Origin of the sequence: Arcticibacter svalbardensis MN12-7, assembly GCF_000403135.1 — a bacterium.
Lineage (GTDB): Bacteria > Bacteroidota > Bacteroidia > Sphingobacteriales > Sphingobacteriaceae > Arcticibacter > Arcticibacter svalbardensis.
Window position 1 is genome coordinate 35872 of sequence record NZ_AQPN01000110.1, and the last position, 16886, is coordinate 52757.

Annotated in this window: 16 protein-coding genes; 7 read left to right on the forward strand and 9 right to left on the reverse strand. The window is 36.9% G+C overall.

Annotated elements, in window-relative coordinates; genetic code table 11:
- Window positions 1-65: 65 nt before the first annotated feature.
- Complete coding sequence (locus ADIARSV_RS15200) at window positions 66-1580, forward strand: sulfatase family protein (RefSeq protein ID WP_016196484.1); 1515 nt, start codon at window positions 66-68, stop codon at window positions 1578-1580.
- A gap of 1137 nt (window positions 1581-2717) precedes the next feature.
- On the forward strand, window positions 2718-3587 hold the full coding sequence (locus ADIARSV_RS15205; RefSeq protein ID WP_016196486.1) for an AraC family transcriptional regulator: 870 nt from the start codon (window positions 2718-2720) through the stop codon (window positions 3585-3587).
- A gap of 395 nt (window positions 3588-3982) precedes the next feature.
- Here ADIARSV_RS15205 and ADIARSV_RS23245 read toward each other — a convergent pair whose 3' ends face one another.
- From ADIARSV_RS23245 to ADIARSV_RS15210, 3 genes are read right to left on the reverse strand one after another with little or no spacing between them, the layout of a single operon-like run.
- Entirely contained in the window at window positions 3983-4150 is a 168-nt protein-coding gene (locus tag ADIARSV_RS23245; protein ID WP_016196487.1) for a transposase, read from the reverse strand.
- Window positions 4137-4349 carry an IS66 family transposase zinc-finger binding domain-containing protein gene (locus ADIARSV_RS21605; protein ID WP_152439914.1) on the reverse strand — a complete coding sequence of 71 codons (213 nt, stop codon included), beginning with the start codon at window positions 4347-4349 and terminating at the stop codon, window positions 4137-4139. The genes ADIARSV_RS23245 and ADIARSV_RS21605 overlap by 14 nt, the downstream gene beginning before the upstream one ends.
- 53 nt (window positions 4350-4402) lie before the next feature.
- Window positions 4403-4594, reverse strand: coding sequence for a hypothetical protein (locus tag ADIARSV_RS15210; RefSeq protein ID WP_016196489.1), 192 nt, complete (start codon window positions 4592-4594; stop codon window positions 4403-4405).
- 646 nt (window positions 4595-5240) lie between these two features.
- Here ADIARSV_RS15210 and ADIARSV_RS15220 point away from each other — a divergent pair.
- Both ADIARSV_RS15220 and ADIARSV_RS15225 read left to right on the forward strand, forming a co-directional pair.
- Complete coding sequence (locus ADIARSV_RS15220; RefSeq protein ID WP_016196490.1) at window positions 5241-7700, forward strand: glycoside hydrolase family 2 TIM barrel-domain containing protein; 2460 nt, start codon at window positions 5241-5243, stop codon at window positions 7698-7700.
- A gap of 116 nt (window positions 7701-7816) precedes the next feature.
- Window positions 7817-8095 (forward strand): helix-turn-helix domain-containing protein, encoded by a 279-nt coding sequence (locus ADIARSV_RS15225; protein WP_152439915.1) that lies wholly within the window; start codon window positions 7817-7819, stop codon window positions 8093-8095.
- A gap of 1089 nt (window positions 8096-9184) precedes the next feature.
- On the opposite strand, the gene ilvD is transcribed toward ADIARSV_RS15225, so the two are convergent.
- The 6 genes from ilvD to ADIARSV_RS22665 form a co-directional block, all read right to left on the reverse strand.
- Window positions 9185-10873, reverse strand: coding sequence for a dihydroxy-acid dehydratase (gene ilvD, locus ADIARSV_RS15230; RefSeq protein WP_040300289.1), 1689 nt, complete (start codon window positions 10871-10873; stop codon window positions 9185-9187).
- Between the two features lie 43 nt (window positions 10874-10916).
- Window positions 10917-11486, reverse strand: a complete 570-nt coding sequence (locus ADIARSV_RS15235; protein ID WP_016196496.1) for a Crp/Fnr family transcriptional regulator — start codon at window positions 11484-11486, stop codon at window positions 10917-10919.
- Between the two features lie 167 nt (window positions 11487-11653).
- Entirely contained in the window at window positions 11654-12334 is a 681-nt protein-coding gene (locus ADIARSV_RS15240; protein WP_016196497.1) for a helix-turn-helix domain-containing protein, read from the reverse strand.
- 46 nt (window positions 12335-12380) lie between these two features.
- A complete protein-coding gene (locus ADIARSV_RS23085) occupies window positions 12381-12578 on the reverse strand; it encodes a hypothetical protein (RefSeq protein ID WP_016196498.1) in 198 nt (65 codons plus the stop codon).
- A gap of 289 nt (window positions 12579-12867) precedes the next feature.
- Window positions 12868-13107, reverse strand: coding sequence for a hypothetical protein (locus ADIARSV_RS22660; RefSeq protein WP_235048430.1), 240 nt, complete (start codon window positions 13105-13107; stop codon window positions 12868-12870).
- 157 nt (window positions 13108-13264) lie between these two features.
- Window positions 13265-13759, reverse strand: coding sequence for an NAD-dependent epimerase/dehydratase family protein (locus tag ADIARSV_RS22665; protein ID WP_016196501.1), 495 nt, complete (start codon window positions 13757-13759; stop codon window positions 13265-13267).
- A 17-nt stretch (window positions 13760-13776) separates the two neighbouring features.
- Here ADIARSV_RS22665 and ADIARSV_RS15250 point away from each other — a divergent pair, with 17 nt between their 5' ends.
- The 3 genes from ADIARSV_RS15250 (at window position 13777) to ADIARSV_RS15260 (ending at window position 16599) form a co-directional block, all read left to right on the forward strand.
- Window positions 13777-14031 (forward strand): GAF domain-containing protein, encoded by a 255-nt coding sequence (locus ADIARSV_RS15250; RefSeq protein ID WP_160166677.1) that lies wholly within the window; start codon window positions 13777-13779, stop codon window positions 14029-14031.
- Between the two features lie 370 nt (window positions 14032-14401).
- Window positions 14402-15298: an ROK family protein gene (locus tag ADIARSV_RS15255; RefSeq protein WP_016196503.1), complete on the forward strand. Its 897-nt coding sequence runs from the start codon at window positions 14402-14404 to the stop codon at window positions 15296-15298.
- Between the two features lie 269 nt (window positions 15299-15567).
- Complete coding sequence (locus ADIARSV_RS15260) at window positions 15568-16599, forward strand: LacI family DNA-binding transcriptional regulator (RefSeq protein WP_016196504.1); 1032 nt, start codon at window positions 15568-15570, stop codon at window positions 16597-16599.
- Window positions 16600-16886: the final 287 nt, after the last annotated feature.

Here is a 16886-nt window from a genome sequence, read left to right on the forward strand (position 1 = left end):
AAGTAGCCTAAATAATAGTAACATGTAATAGATGGCTTCAATCATCTCTTTAGCTTTTAATCCAAATGAAAAAAATCGGTATCCTATTATTCTTAAATGTTTTAATACGTTTTAATACATTTTCTCAAGAAACAAAACGCCCTAATATCATCTATATCCTAACGGACGATCTTGGTATCGGAGATGTAAGTTTGTATAATGTCCAAAGTAAAATTAAAACGAAAAATATAGACAGAATAGGAAATGAAGGCATGATCTTTAACGATGTACATTCCTCCTCCTCGGTTTGTACTCCTTCGAGATATAGTATTGTAACTGGTAGATACGCATGGCGTAGCAGGCTGAAACAGGGTGTTTTGCATGGGTATGACGAACCATTAATTGATTCAACACGTTTCACAGTTGCTGACTTATTACACAACGATGGTTATAGTACAGCATGTATAGGTAAGTGGCATTTGGGATTAGGCTGGGCTCATAACTCTATTAAAGATAACTCTGATATAGATTTTACAAAAAATATAACAGGTGGTCCAAATAGTTTAGGGTTCGATTATTTTTACGGTCTAGCATCCTCACTAGACATACCTCCATTTATCTATATAGAAAATAACCACACCGTTGGATTACCTACTGTGACTAAAACATATGGGAGGAGTGGCCTTGCCGAGAAAGATTTTGAAGCAGTAAACTGTGTGCCAGATTTCACGTCTAAAGCAGTAAGTTATATCAAAGATCAGGCTGAAGCAAAGAAACCCTTCTTTTTATATTTCACGCTACCATCACCTCATACACCAATTGTTCCTAACGATCAGTTTAAGGGGAAAAGCGGAGTTACCGAATATGGAGATTATGTATTAGAAACAGATTGGGCAGTAGGAGAACTTTTAAAGGCATTGGATGAAGCAAAAATTGCTGAAAACACTATTGTTGTTTTTACGAGTGATAACGGATTTGCACCTTACGTTTTAAAAACTTTTGATGTGGAAGCCTTAGGTCATTACCCTAGTATGCAATTCCGTGGTTATAAAGCAGATATTTGGGAAGGTGGACATCGTATTCCTTTCTTAGTTCGCTGGCCTGCACAAGTAAAAACGAAATCTGAATGTAACGAAACAGTTTGTTTGAGCGATTTTATGGCGACTATGGGAGCAATTACAAATCAAAATATTCCAGACAATGCAGCAGAGGATAGTTATAATATACTACCTTATTTAAAAGGAGAAAACAAAAAAGTAATCAGAGAGGCAACCATACATCATTCTATTGACGGTAATTTCGCAATCCGACAAGGTAAATGGAAGCTAGAGTTTGCTCCAGGTTCTGGAGGATGGACAGCGCCAAGAAATGCAGCCGCTGTTAAAGAAGGATTGCCTGCCATACAATTGTATGATTTAAATACGGATATTAAAGAACAACATAACGTTTATAAGGAAAATCCTAAGGAGGTAAAAAAATTAACTGCTTTAATACAGCGATATATAGATAAAGGCAGAAGTACTCCCGGAGAACCTCAGAAAAATGATACAGTAGTTGATCTTTGGTATAATACTGGATTTGGAGATGTTAAAAACAATTAGAATGATTTTTTTACTTAAGCCAGGTTTTTCACAAAAGAGTTTATAAAATAAACTGTCAAGGTGGTAATGTATTAGTATTGCCACCTTGACAGTTCGATAATTAAACTACCAAACTGTAAAAAATAATAAGTTGTACGATTTTAATTATTGAACTCATGTTGCAAGTTAGTTTAGTTGATGGAGTTGCAACAGAAAAGGGGTTGAGCGTAATTAATTTTGAATTATCTAAAATAGATACACTTGCTTAACCAAACCTGTTAATAGGCAATGTCTTTAATTTAGATTTTAATAAGCAAAGTGAGAATTTTAATGTTTGAATTCAAGACCTGATAGGGAAAACGATATTTGATAACGATTTTTTCGCAAGCGAATCGCTAAGTAAACAGCGTATTTATTTAAATTTCAAACCAACTAAGCAATTTATTTGATAAGAATTACATTGGGGAGGTCCTAATAACCCTGTTTTTTTTAAATACTTTTCATTTAGTTCATAATCAATTTCATAAAATAAATTATGAACTAAAAATTCGACTAAATCGCAAAATAACAGACTAAAAAGGTATTTATTACCTTTTTTTTTCTTGTTTATTATAGTATGGACACACTTCTCCTACCGGATTGAATAATGTGAATTTCGCGGGTCATATTGTAACCATATTCATCAGTGTGATCTTTGCTGTTTCACGGTCTATACCAATGGTCATCATCTTTAGTTCATGGCCGTGTCGGTGCATCCAGGCAAATACATGTTCCAACAGGCCCTTACTTTTGATTTCTCCCTGTTCTGCATCTTTTGCTCCTGGCTCAGTGGCGTATTGCGGTAAGCCCGTTCATGGATCTCGCTTCTCTCATTTTTGATGCTTACTTTTTTATTTCAGAAAAATCAATTTGAATTGCATTTTACTATCAAAAAATGATGAATACTAAGATTCTACTGTATCTTTCCTAAGATATTCCCTTATCATATTAAGCTACAACCCCTACTTTTGCTGGTACCAACTATAAAGCGAGATAAAGAAATAATCTTCGAGAGTTAAATAAGCAGTTTACATTATTCAAAAAGAAAAGTGTTATGCAGAAAACTTTGTTGAGCGAACCAATTGTATTTTATTTTTTTATTAACTAAAATTAACTAGGATGAAACCACAATTACTAAAAGTATCTATGGAGCCAACGCAGTCATTAAGTGTTCGGCAAGACTTTAAGCCTTTTATAAATAATAAATGGCACTATCATCAAGAGGTTGAACTCATACATTTCATTGAAGGAAAAGGAACTCAATTTGTAGGAGATAGCATAATGCCCTTTAATAGCGGAGATATTGTTTTAGTAGGAAAAAATTTACCGCATTATTGGCGGTTTGATGAGTGTTATACTCACGATGAGTTTAACCTTACTCCTAATATTGAAGTAGCGCATTTCTCTGAAAATTTTTTGGGCGATGCTTTTTGTAATTTACCTGAAAATAAACCATTAAAGGTATTGTTGGAGAAATCTAGAAGAGGACTTAAAATAATAAAAGGTGACAAAGAGCGGATAGTATCCCTGCTTAATAATATGCTATCAGCCAGCGGAGCAGAAAGAATAATTTATCTTGTACATGCTTTAATTGAGGTTAGTAAGTGCGAAGAGGTTGAAGTGCTTACCTCAGTAGGTTTTGGAATGGACGCTGAGTTATCAGAGCGTGATAGAATACGCGATATTTACGATTATACTTTTGCGAATTATCGTAACAAAATAAATTTAGAAGAGATCGCAGAAGTGGCTAATATAAGCCCCAATTCTTTTTGCAGGTATTTTAAATCACACACTCAAAAAACATTCTCTCAATTTTTAACGGAGGTTAAAGTTGGACATGCTTGTAAGCTATTGATAAGTAATACACTAAATATTAAGCAGGTTTGTTATGAAAGTGGGTTTAATAACTTTGCAAGTTTTCACAAAAGCTTCAAGAATATAATGGGGAAAAGTCCATTGATTTATCAAAAAGAAGTAATGGCGGCCTAGTCTTAAAATTATCATGAAAGTTTGGTAACTATTCTGGACTAAAGTTAGCGATTAGTTTTAGGGCATAAAAGGCATCATTACCATACTTAATGGTGGTATCAATAACAGATCGCATAATAGCGAAGCCATCAGCACCATCCAGAGAGCGAAACCCTCCGGATACTTTCTGTTTTACTTTAATGGTCCTGATCGCCCTTTAAGAGCCGTTATTATCAGGAGGAACACTCTTGTAATGTAAGAACCAAAGTATATGATGACTGATCTTGCGCAGTTTCTTTTGTAACCTGATGGCTATTTTGTACTTATAGGGCAATTGAAGTTTGAGCAACCCGATCAGGGACTGTTCTACTTCATTCCTTGTAAGGCTTTCCAATAAAGCATCACAACCGGCATCATTATTTAAGCAAATCGCCCTGTTTAAGTACCGACTTTAAAGATTTGGAACAGGCGTCCTTGTGTATCTGGGCGATATAATTCAGATCCCTAAGCAAATGTGCCAGGCAGATCTGATGCTGAATGGCTTCACATTTGAAATGTGCGGCCCAACGGTCATGAACCAGCACTACTTTTAGTGGTATGTCCGCAGCTGCACGTTTTTGAGAAGGTCCGGTGCTCGGTACAAATAGCCACTGGTTGAGGGATATCGATTACCTGACGTTTACTTAAGGGGATGGCCGCTATAGCACTCAGATCATCACCACAACAGTGGCAATATTCCGGTGTATGGATCTTGATTTCATCAGGGATTGTGCGGAAGGCCATTGTTGACCCTTCATGTCCTTGTTGCCCGCCTGCTTTTTTACCACTTTTCTCCCTTAAGCTTTAATTGCGTTTGGGCTTTCCCTAATCCACTGAAAAGGGATATGCGAATTGCCATTGTTCTTCCTGTTTTTGTAAAAAGACAGCTCCTGTTCCAAGTTTTCAACACGAATCAGTAAAGCTGTTATTTGAACGGCTTGTTTTTCTACAAGTGCTGTAAGAGCTTTTATGGTATCACTTTGTAACAATGGCTTGATTTTTATGCTTTGTAAAAAATTAACATTATTATGGTTATTGACGTATTATAAACCTGCTGGATTTACACATCTGGATACACTTTTATCAACCAATTGTGAATTTAGGCCTGAAAATTTAAATTTCTATCTCTCCTATGTTAATAACTTGATCGGTTTCATGAATTTTAGATTTCCTATACCTGAATAGTTACGAAAATTTTTATAAATGTATTACTGTTAATTTGTATTAATACTTTGCTACGCTCAAACTCTAAAATCTATTTTAAAATTGGATAAATTTTAATGAAAATGGTATTAAAGATATCTTTAAGGATCCTGCCCGGCCTATATAAGTAGAACTAAAATCTTTTCTAAGATGTTTGCTGAACAGACTACTCCAAGAATGAGTTGTAAAAGATTGTGGGTTTTATGCTTTTTTACCAATTTAGTTTATTATTTGGCTAAATAACGTTAATCTTTTGCTCTTTAAAATTCTTTTTTTTGAGCACAAATTAAGTAATCAGCTAGTTATTAATCTGATCATCTAGTTCTTTTAAATGGAAAAAATAATTTCAGCTCTATTTTAAAGTTTTTCAATAACTAAAGGTTTATAACACGTAGTTTTAATGTTTTAATTGCAAAAAAAAATAATATTTTAATGATTCGATTTAAGATTGTTTTAGCCACAGTTTTCCTATTTTCTTTTATTAATGCAAACGCCCAACAGTCTCAAAGATTAATAAATAATTGGGAGTTTTTAAAAAGTGATTTGGGTGGAATTTGGGAAGCTATGCGACCGACAAAACCAGGAAGTTCTGAGAGTGTGCCTATTTGGTCGAAAGTGACTTTGCCGCATTGTTTCAACGCAGAAGATGCTGTAGATCCTGATGTGAATTATTACCAGGGACCAGGCTGGTATCGTATTAATCTAAAAATTGAAAATCCATATATAAACGGACGTACCATTTTACATTTTGAAGGTGCTGGACAAAAAACACAAGTTTACGTTTACAATACCAAAGTTGCCGAACATGTGGGTGGTTATGATGAATGGACGGCTGATATTACCGATGCAGTTGCTGCATTTAAAAAAGACACCTCTTTTGCTAAGCGTTTTGCAAATCAAATTCCAATTGCTATTAGGTGTGATAATTCCAGAGATTTAGAAATGATTCCTTCCGATTTATCAGATTTTAATGTTTATGGCGGTATTTACCGTTACCTCAATTTGGATTATCAACCTCAACTATCCATCGATAAAGTTTTTGCTTTGGCACAGGTTGATGCGGAAGGTAAACAAGGGACATTAAAAATCTCATCTCGATTTTATAATCCAAAAAGCATTCAAAATGCGGTAGTAGATATCACTGTAAAAGATCCACAAGGTAAAATCATCGGCAACAGCCAAAAAGAATTAAAAAGCTTTAAAATAGAAGAAGAGCTTTCGCTGATGACTATCAAAAAACCAATATTATGGTCTCCAGAAATTCCAAATCTTTATTCGGTTGAAGTTAAGGTGAACCAAAATGGCGAGACTGCAACTCAAACTGAAAAAATAGGCTTCCGTAATTTTGAATTTGTGAAAAAAGGTCCTTTTAAGTTAAACGGAAAACGTTTATTATTAAGAGGAACTCATCGCCACGAAGATCATGCTGGTGTTGCAGCTGCCATGACGGAAGATATGATTCGCACCGAAATACAAATGATGAAGGATATGGGTGTAAACTTTATCCGTTTAGGGCATTATCAGCAGTCTCGAATTGTATTAAACCTTTGCGATAGTTTGGGGATTTTAGTGTGGGAAGAAATTCCATGGTGTCGAGGCGGTTTAGGTGGTCCAATTTATCAGGCGCAAGCCAAAAGAATGTTGACCAATATGATAGAACAGCATTATAACCATCCTGCAATTATAATTTGGGGATTAGGGAACGAGAACGATTGGCCTAACGATTTTACCACTTTTGATGAAAGCAAAATTAGAGCTTTCATGAGCGAATTGAACGATTTAAGCCATCATTTAGATAAAACCAGAATGACAGCCATTCGTCGTTGTGATTTTTGTAAAGACATTGTCGATGTATATTCTCCCTCTATTTGGGCAGGTTGGTACCGCGGGATTTATACCGAATACAAAGAAATTTCTAAAAAAGAATTTGATTCGGTTGATCGCTTTTTGCATGTAGAATGGGGAGGCGATAGCCATGCTGGCAGACATTCAGAATCTCCTGATGATGCATTAAGCAAAGTGAAAAAAGCGGGTAATGGAGATGAAAGAGAAGGTGATGCATCGTTATATGGAGGAAGTGCCAGAGTTTCTAAAGACGGGGATTGGAGTGAATCGTACATCTGTAATTTGATTGATTGGCATTTAAAAGAACAGGAAACCATGCCATGGTTAAGCGGCTCGGTTTATTGGCCTTTTAAAGATTTTTCTACACCAGTTCGTCCAGATAATCCGGTGCCTTATATGAACCAAAAAGGTGTTGTAGAAAGAGATTTTACCAAGAAAGAAGCTTATTATGTTTTCCAATCTTACTGGGCAAATAGTTTAATGGCTCATATTTATGGACATTCTTGGCCGGTACGTTGGGGAGAAAAAGGTGAAGCTAGGATGGTGAAAGTTTATTCCAATGCAGATGAAGTTGAACTGTTTTTGAACGGAAAAAGTCACGGAGTAAAAAAACGCAACTCTCAGGATTACCCTGCCGCAGGTTTACGTTGGATGGTGAATTATCAGGAAGGAAAAAATGAGCTCAAAGTTATTGCTAAAAGAGGAAAAAAAACAGTAACAGACAATATCACCCAAGAATATCAAACAGCTAAATGGGGTGCTCCTGCTAAACTAACATTGCAAGAAATAGCCGATGCAGATGGCAAAATCACCATCGAAGCTAAATTGTTGGATGCCAATAATGTATTATGTTTAGATGCTAAAGAATATGTGTATTTCGGTGTAACCGGAGATGGAAAATTGATAGATAACCAAGGTACTTCATCAGGTTCAAGAAAAGTACAATTGTATAATGGTAGAGCGGTAATTAGCTTATTTACTAATGGTGGTAAAAGTATTATTTCTGTTAAATCTGATGGAATTGCAACAGCATTTTTAAACTTATAAATCATGATAAAGACTTAGTATCTACCTAAGCGTTCGGTGAAAAATATATTTGAAAAGTGGTTATAATTTTTATTGCATCTCTTTTCAATCAGTGCATCTTTTTTCATATTTTTTTTATGGTAACCATAGGACAAACACTACAGAAATTACGGGAATCTAATAGTATAAGCGGCAGCTCGATAGCTAAAGCTGCCGGATTGTCAACCGCTACCTACTACAATATTGAGTGGGGTTATAAAGAGGCGAGTTTTTTAGTCATATTCAGGATCTGCAGGTTCTCCGAAATCAGCCTGCATGAATTTGCTGATATTGTTACTCCTGCTGAGTTGGAACGTCCAGAGCTTACCAGTATCCAGTATCCGTTTCATGGAGAAACGGAAAGCCAAACTACTTAGGCTATGTTATTATGCTCATTGTAGTTATTTCATGGTGAGACAAAAATGGATTTTATAAAATCTGATAATGATTAGTTTTAAACAAATTAAGTAAGGTTTTTGAGACTTATCTTTCCGTATTTTGAATCAAATATAACTGGTTTGTAATTTTTTAAATGTTCAGAAAATCGTCTATTTGTCTCATTATCCCATGGTTTAGTTATTTTATGCAGCTGTTTGAAATAGGGGTTTAAATGATATACACAAATTAGAAATGTGGTTGTAGTCATTGGTGTCATTGTGAAAAATGTAGTTCTCAATAACACTTTTTTTAGTGAGCATATGTGTCGATTTGATTTTTTTAACTCAACGTGGATTAATTAAAGGTTTTATTAGGATTATTGGACTTTTTTTTAAATAAATTGACAATATTGTTGAATTCATACTGGCCAGTAAGTTCTCTTAAAAGGTAAAAGAAATGTTTCTAAGTAAGGGGTTGATAAACATAAATAAACTGTACCCAGTTTAACAAGCTGGAAAACAGACGATATGTTATGACAACTAAAGTAAAAAACAGCACCGGTTTTGCCAAGCTTGAAATGTTTGCTCGTAGTAATGGTAGAACCCTTTTATGTAGTGTGAAGGAGGAAAATGCTTCTTGGAAACAATTAGTATCTCAAATATATCAATCAGAGGGGGAAAGGTAGAGGTAGGTTTTCTCGCAGATGCTCAAGCAAATGCTTTTGTTATGTTGATGATGTGTCATTGACGAAGGTTAATTAATCTACAGTGCCTGTTGTATAGATGCAGCAGTTAAAGTAGTTAAATGATAGTGAAAAATTCCAATATGAATGCAATAAAAATCCAGTATGAGTCCGACTGTAGGGTCTATAAGTGGGACTTTTACCGGATTTTTACTAGGTGTGATATCCATTCAATAACTTAAAATCCAGAGATTACTATCTGTTACAAATTTGCTTTGAAATACATCTGTAATACAAAATGAGCCATTTCCGATTTTAAATCAGTAATGGCTCATTGGCTAAAATTTGCTTGATTCTAACTCAAGCTATTGAAATGATAAGTGTTTTATTCTTAATGCTGAATAAATTATAAATCTGTCCTTAAAACGGCTCCCTGGCTTGCATTAGTTACTAATGCCCTATATTGACTAAGCCACCTTGATTTCAAAATCTTTTTAACCGGCATGAATTCTGCTTTTCTTTTTGTGATTTCTTCGTCGGTCAAATTAACCGACAGGATGTATTTATCGACATCTATATGAATCTCATCACCATTTTTAAGTAGACCGATCATACCGCCTTCGGCTGCCTCAGGAGAGACGTGGCCAATTGATGCACCTCTTGTTGCGCCACTAAATCTTCCATCTGTAATCAGCGCAACGGAACTTCCCAGTCCCATGCCCATGATCAAACTTGTTGGTGATAACATCTCCTGCATACCCGGACCTCCTTTTGGTCCCTCATATCTAATCACTACAACATCACCAGCTTTTACTTCTCCCAGAAGGATTCCTGCAACGCATTCTGCCTGACCGTCGTAACATACGGCTTTACCAGTTAAAACCCTGGCACCGGTGATGCCTGCTGTTTTAATTACAGCACCCTGCTCCGCCAGATTTCCATAAAGGATAGCCAATCCACCTACCTGGCTGTATGGATTATCGACGGTACGGATGATACTTTTATCCTTAATTTCGGCATCTGCAATCTTCTCTAACAAGGTTTCTCCACTGATAGTCAGATTATCTAGCAATACGTTAGTACCTCTTTTTGTCATCTCCTTCATCACTGCATTTACACCACCAGCACTGTTTATATCTTCCATATGAACGGTTGACAGACTCGGAGATATTTTAGCAATATGTGAAACGTTTTTAGAGATCTCATTGATGTCTTTAAGTTCAAAATTAACGTCGGCTTCATTTGCGATAGCCAGCATATGTAAAACGGTATTTGAGCTTCCTCCCATCGCCATATCAACGGCAAATGCATTTCTTATAGCATTTTCATTCAATATGTTTCTTATTTTGAATTTTTCACTTGAACCTTGGTCTAAAGCTATTTCGCAAATTCTTTTGGCAGCTCTTCTGTAAAGTGCTTCACGTTCGCTGGTTTGGGCCAGTATCGTTCCATTTCCGGGCAAAGCAATTCCCATAGCTTCCATCAAGGTGTTCATGGAGTTGGCGGTAAACATACCCGCACAGCTTCCGCCGCTTGGACAGGCATTACATTCAATCTCCAGAAGTTCTTCATCGCTCATGTTTCCGGCTTCATGTTTCCCTACAGCTTCAAAAGCAGTAGCCAGATCTATAGGTGTTCCATCTTTTTTATGCCCTTTTGCCATTGGTCCGCCGCTGACAAAAATTGTGGGTACGTTAACCCTGAGTGCACCCATAATCATGCCTGGAACTATTTTATCACAGTTCGGTATCGCAATCATTGCATCAAGTTTGTGCGCATTCATGACCGTTTCTATGGAACTTGCAATAATTTCTCTGCTCGGCAAGGAGTAAAGCATTCCATCGTGTCCCATTGCAATGCCGTCATCAACACCAATAGTATTAAATTCAAATGGAACGCATCCATTTGCCCGGATCTCATCTTTTATAATTTCAGCTACTTTATTTAAAAAAAAGTGTCCTGGAATGATCTCTATAAATGAATTTGCTACGCCGATAAAAGGTTTATTAAAATCTTCGTCTTTTAATCCGGTAGCTCTGAACAATGATCTATGTGGTGTCCTTTGAACTCCTTTTTTTACTTCGTCACTTCTCATATTAATTTTATGTACTATCTCTGTAAATTTGTTTTTTGAATCATTATATCTGCGACTTTAACCTGCTCAGTGTTTCTGGCGATATATTCAGGTAGGCTGCTAAATTAGCATTGGATAATCTTTGAATGAGTTCGGGGTTGTTTTTGAGTAAGTCGCGATAGCGTTCAGTGGCGTTTTGTGTGAGTAGGCTACTAAGTCTGGAAGTGATCACTGTTAATCCATATTCCAGAATGTAGATATACATTTTATCCCATGAAGGTATTGTAGCCCGTAGATTAAAGAAGTCGTGATGAGAAATTACTAATAATTCTGATTTTTCGACCGCTTGAATGTATTCTTTTGAAGGCTCTCTGGAAATGAAACTGACTATTGAGGTTAAGAATGTATGTTCAAATGCCATGAAACGGGTAGCTATACTATGCTCTTCCGTGTCATAGTACAACCTGAGGCATCCTTTATTGATAAAGAACAGCCTGTCGGCTATTGCGCCAGATTCTAATAAAATAGCATGCTTTTTTACCGTTAATGGTTTAAAAGAGGAAATAACAGCTGCTAACTGCTCCTCATCGAGGGCCGTTATTCTTCGTATTAAATCTGCAAGCACCGCTGTCATTATCTTTATTGCCTAACTGAAGCTCAAAGTTGCACCAAAAACATTTAATAAACATTGACTAACGTCAAAATCGAAGCCTGCCGACAAATAAAATTTCAGGATCAAATGGTTTAGTAATTCAAAGAAAAGGAATTATAGGGCCATTAATGCTCAATTATGTAAACTTTTCAATTAAATGATTGACGGAATCCCATTGGCGAGAGGCTGGTTTTGGTCTTGAATAGTTTACTAAAGGACTGCAGATGTTCGAAACCCAACTCGTAGGCGATTTCGCTGACCGACAAGTTGGTGGTTGAAAGCTTTTCCTTTGCCAGTCCGATCAGCTTGTTGTGAAGATGTTGCTGGGTGTTTTGGCCGGTAAGGGATTTGAGCAGGCCACTCAGGTAACCCGGTGAGATATTTAAGTTTTCGGCAATGTAAGTAACGCTAGGCAGTCCTTTTTGGGCAAGTGCACCACTGTTAAAGTAGCTGCTGAGTAAATCTTCCAGTTTGGTCAGGATTCCATGACTGGTCATTTTGCGGGTAATAAACTGGCGCTGGTAGAACCTTTCCGAATAGGTTAGCAATAGTTCTAGTTGAGCAATGATTACGCTTTGGCTGAATCGGTCAATATTGGCATGGTACTCTTGCTCGATATTGTGGGCGATGGTTGTGAGCATGGATTCCTCCCTGTCCGATAAATAAAGCGCCTCGTTAACCGAGTAATTGAAGAATTCGTATTGTTTGATATTTTTGGCCAGGGGGGTGTTCCATAAAAAATCAGGGTGGATAAGGATCAGCCAGCCTTCTGGATGGTACATCTTGCTGCCCTTTTCAATTTCCACACCAAAGACCTGGCCGGGTGACATAAAGAACAGTACACCTTCATCGAAATCGCTTGCCTGCTGACCGTATTTAAATTTGGCGTTCTTTTACCCTTTTTATCGCGATGGAATAAAAATCATAGATCACACTAAATGGGCCTTCTGCCAGGGGCTTCTTAAGGTCGTCCATGTGCACTAAACTGATCAGCGGGTGTGCCGGATTAGGCAACCCCGCTGTCCGGTGATATTCTGTGATCGTATGAAAATGAAAAAGCGGGTTACTGTTCATAGCTATAATAAAGTTCGTTATTTTTTATGATAATCTGCGGCATAGCCTTTATCGAAATCTTGAGTTTGACCTTACTCATTTTTGGCTGGCTGTGGTGAAAGTACTCCAGAGTCTTGCGGTTATCCATGTACGTCGTCTGAAAAGCTATTTTTATCATCATCTTTATTATTAGATGAAATCTCTTTAGGATTCACGTATATTACGCGTTTTAGATCTTCATGTACCTGGCTGCCCGCCTTTTTACTAAAGTCTACGCTAGTAACTCGTTACAGTTAATTCTTATCGCTTGTTATTTGGTATAAACGCCGTTTTCAATATCAACAAGCAAGGTGGGGAGGGTTGGGTGCCAGTTTAAATGTTCCTGTGTCCACTTGCTTGATGTCGGGCAGTCGATTGCGGCCATCTGTGCGAACCAGCCAAAATGTTCAGCAGCTTTCTCAGGCGCGATTGATACTACCGGGACATTTAGTTGTTTGCCAATAGCTTCGGCAATCGAATTTAACCGTGATGGCTTCTTCGGCAGAACCATGAAAACGGGCTGCTGGAGTAGCGTTTTCTAAGGCCAATCTGAACAAATGGGCTGCATCCAGACGGTGTACGGCATTCCATCGGTTGAGTCCTTCACCAACATAGGCGGAGACTCCTTTTTCGCGGGCGATACTAATCAGTATGGGGATAAATCCGTGTTAATCCTCTTCGCCATGTACCGATGGTGATAAGCGAATAACTGCCGCACGCACACCCAGAGCTGATACAGCATCTGCTGATTGTTCAGAAGCCCTTGGCCAGGCTGGGTTGAACGGCGTGATGAGATCTTCGGTAGCCAGCTTTCCTGGGCTTACCAGTGCCGAGCCGGAGGTAACAATAAACGGGCGGTTAGATCCGGCAAGTACATCGCCGATGGTTTCAATGGCAATTTTATCTACCAGGCAAACTTCCTGAAACCGGGTAAAGTCATGGATAAAGCCGGCATGGATCACGCCGTCTGCAGAGGCCGCACCGCTGCGCAGGCTGTCGAGGTCTTCAAGGTCACCCCGGTGAACTTCTGCACCTGCATAGATTAGTTTTTGGGCTGATGCTTCCGAACGGGCAAGTCCCAATACCTGGTGACCGGCACTTATTAATTCCTGCACAATGGCAGTTCCGATGAAGCCTGTGGCTCCTGTTACAAATACACGCATGATTGTTTTTCTTTTTGGTGATACAAAGATGGGCTGTGCAAGTCAGCTTTTTAATTAAGTATGAAGCTGTTGAACAGGCGCTTACTCACCAGAAGAGAAATTTGTTGAGTATTATTGATGCTAGTGGAGCTGTGCTGGTTTATGAAGATCATATTGTAACACTTGGGGCAACACCAGATGAGGAGCAGCTTAAAAAAATGTTTAAATGGCTGGCTTTTAAACGTACCAAGTTTAAATTAGAGATAAAGACGCAGGTAAAAGTTAACTTATAATTTTGTGATGCTTTGGCCTCTACTATTCCAGCTTCATATTGTTTTTCAAGGCCATTCTACTGCCAGTGAATCTTCAAATACATCAAGTTTAGTTATCCCTTAATGATTTATCTTTAATTTATTAAATTGGTTTAGTTTGATTCTACTTAAATTAATTTAGCTTTACTTTTTCTCATTATAAATGAGTGAATTTTTTCAGATCTAAATTGTGATTTAATTAATTATTAACCTATAGTTAATTATGCCATTAAGTATTTAAAAAGGGATTATAAATCCTGTTTGCATAAAAAATATACAAGGACAAGCGAATTGTAAAGCTTGAATTAGGATGAAACTCAGCAGTATAATAGATTAACATATTGGATATAACATGAATTGTCAAGAAGAAAATATTGTTGCTGGTGCGGATATTGGGGGATCTCATATTACTGTTGCATTAGTAAACTTAAAGGATAAATTTTTAGTAAAAGAAAGCACAATAAGAAAAGACATAAACAGTAAAGGTTCTGAATCTCAAATTCTGGATGGATGGTTGTCTGCTGTAAAAGAAGCTATTGCATGGCATGATGGACGAGTGAATAAACTTAGTTTTGCTATGCCAGGTCCCTTTGATTATAAAAGGGGAATTTCTTTGATAAAAGGTCTTGATAAGTTTGAATCCATTTATGGCTGTAATATCAAACAGTACTTTGCGGATGTTTTGGACATGAAGCCTGAAAATATACTATTCAGAAATGATGCTGAAGCTTTTCTTCATGGAGAAGTGTTTTGCGGAGCTGCACGAAATCTCGATAAAGTAATAGGACTAACACTAGGAACTGGATTTGGTTCGGCGATAAGTCAGAACGGGATAACTACTGATTTAAATCTTGGAAGTGAACCTTTTCTGAAAAGTATAGCAGATGAGTATTTTACGACCCGATGGTTTATTAAAAGGTTCAAAGAACTTACTGGTCGGGATGTTTGTGGTGTTAAAGAAATATCAGGATGTATTGAAGAAACCAAAACCTGTTCCATTATATTTAATGAGTTTTCAACTAATCTTGCATCTTTTCTGACGCCTTATCTCAGTGAAAAACAAGTTTTTGATATAGTTTTAGGTGGTAATATTTCAAAAGCACATCATTTGTTTTTAGCAAATCTTAAAAGATATATAAAAGACAATAATTTGTTGGTTGATATCAAATTGGCAGAGTTAAGTGAAGATGCAGCTTTGATTGGAGCAGCAGCAAGTTTTGATATTTTAGTTAATTCCAAAGTTTACTAGTAAAAAATAGAATGTAGATCTCTTATAAAATATATAAAATGCGGCTTTATAAATAGATGGGATGTAGATGCATATCTCATAAAGTCTAATTCTGTGAAGAGAATTTTTGTGTCTTTCATTTCTCCGTTGTTTTTTAATAGGAAACTAAATCGGTAAATTAAAGCTTAACCTATACACCCCAGGATTAGCTTTAATTTACTTTTACTTATCTTTAAAATATTATTGTTACCCTTGCCCTAAAAGACGGAATAAGCATTCCATTTTAAACGATGAAGAAAAAACTAACAATAGGAGATATAGCTCAACAACTAAATATATCTAAAACAACAGTATCTTTTGTATTAAATGGAAAGGCACGTGAAAAACATATTAGTGAGGGTCTTGAAAAGAAGATACTAGAACATATTGAAAAAGTTGGCTATAGACCAAATCAGTTTGCTCAGGGATTAAGAAGTGGGAAGACCAAGATTATCGGAATGATGGTAGAAGATATTTCAGACCCTTTTTTTTCTACTGTAGCCCGGTTAATTGAAGAAAGTGCTTATAAAAAGGGCTATAAAATAATTTACTGCAGTACAGAAAACGATACTCAAAAGACAAAGGATCTCATTCAAATTTATCGGACAAGACAGGTTGATGGTTATATAATAGCTCCCCCTCCGGGTATAGAAAAAGAACTGAATGATCTGATCGATGATAATCTGCCTGTAGTTTTATTTGATAGAACAGTACCTGAAGTTGATACAAATAATGTTGTTGTCAATAATTATGAAGCGGCATACGATGCTATTCATCATTTTATACAGAATGGATACAAAAATATAGCAATGGTTAATCTCGATTCTGATCAGGTGCAAATGCTTGAACGTCAGGAAGGATATATCGACGCTTTGAAAAGAATAAAGGGAAAGCCGATAATCAAAAATATTCTTTACCATGATAATAAAGAGAATAGTATTAAGGAAATTCAGGAGTTTCTTAGTGAAAATAGGGATAAAATAGACGCTGTTTTTTTTGCAACTAATTACATTGCAGATAATGGATTGGAATCGATAAGGAACTTAAATTTGCATATTCCACAGGATATTGGCGTGATTGTTTTCGACGATCATAATCTTTATAGATTATTTACTCCCCCTATTACTGCTATATCTCAGCCAGTTAAAGAGATTGCTGAGAATGTAATTCATTTAATGTTAAGCATGCTTGATGATAGCTATGATTCAAAAGAAGTGCGGAATATCGTGTTAAAAAGTACTCTTATGATAAGGAATTCATCATTAGCCAGAGATAAGGTTTAACAATAGGGGATACCCTTATGCATCTTTTGATAGCAACCTATCCTCCTGGAGTGATACCAACAATTTCGTTGGCAACGACCAGCGTTTTGTAGTTGTCGGAAAAGCCATTCGTGCAATTGGGTGCTCAACTTTGCTGATGATCATATAACCCTGTTCGAGTTGATCGCTGGTAACCCAGTCAAATTTGGCAACTGGCAATGCAATATACCCCATTGCCCTCTGAGGGGGTACTTGGCAAGGTAAAAATGAAATTTGCTTTGGTCGGAAACGGGCTGGATGGGGCTGGT

Coding starts and splice junctions, on each gene's coding strand:
- ADIARSV_RS21605 (WP_152439914.1), bottom strand. CDS start 4,349: ATGGCCTTCCGCACAATCCCTGATGAAATCAAGATCCATACACCGGAA.
- ADIARSV_RS15235 (WP_016196496.1), bottom strand. CDS start 11,486: ATGACAGCGGTGCTTGCAGATTTAATACGAAGAATAACGGCCCTCGAT.
- ADIARSV_RS15260 (WP_016196504.1), top strand. CDS start 15,568: ATGAAGAAAAAACTAACAATAGGAGATATAGCTCAACAACTAAATATA.
- ADIARSV_RS15205 (WP_016196486.1), top strand. CDS start 2,718: ATGAAACCACAATTACTAAAAGTATCTATGGAGCCAACGCAGTCATTA.
- ADIARSV_RS15225 (WP_152439915.1), top strand. CDS start 7,817: ATGGTAACCATAGGACAAACACTACAGAAATTACGGGAATCTAATAGT.
- ADIARSV_RS15220 (WP_016196490.1), top strand. CDS start 5,241: ATGATTCGATTTAAGATTGTTTTAGCCACAGTTTTCCTATTTTCTTTT.
- ilvD (WP_040300289.1), bottom strand. CDS start 10,873: ATGAGAAGTGACGAAGTAAAAAAAGGAGTTCAAAGGACACCACATAGA.
- ADIARSV_RS15255 (WP_016196503.1), top strand. CDS start 14,402: ATGAATTGTCAAGAAGAAAATATTGTTGCTGGTGCGGATATTGGGGGA.
- ADIARSV_RS15200 (WP_016196484.1), top strand. CDS start 66: ATGAAAAAAATCGGTATCCTATTATTCTTAAATGTTTTAATACGTTTT.
- ADIARSV_RS23085 (WP_016196498.1), bottom strand. CDS start 12,578: ATGAACAGTAACCCGCTTTTTCATTTTCATACGATCACAGAATATCAC.
- ADIARSV_RS22660 (WP_235048430.1), bottom strand. CDS start 13,107: ATGGTTCTGCCGAAGAAGCCATCACGGTTAAATTCGATTGCCGAAGCT.
- ADIARSV_RS15240 (WP_016196497.1), bottom strand. CDS start 12,334: ATGTCACCCGGCCAGGTCTTTGGTGTGGAAATTGAAAAGGGCAGCAAG.
- ADIARSV_RS22665 (WP_016196501.1), bottom strand. CDS start 13,759: ATGCGTGTATTTGTAACAGGAGCCACAGGCTTCATCGGAACTGCCATT.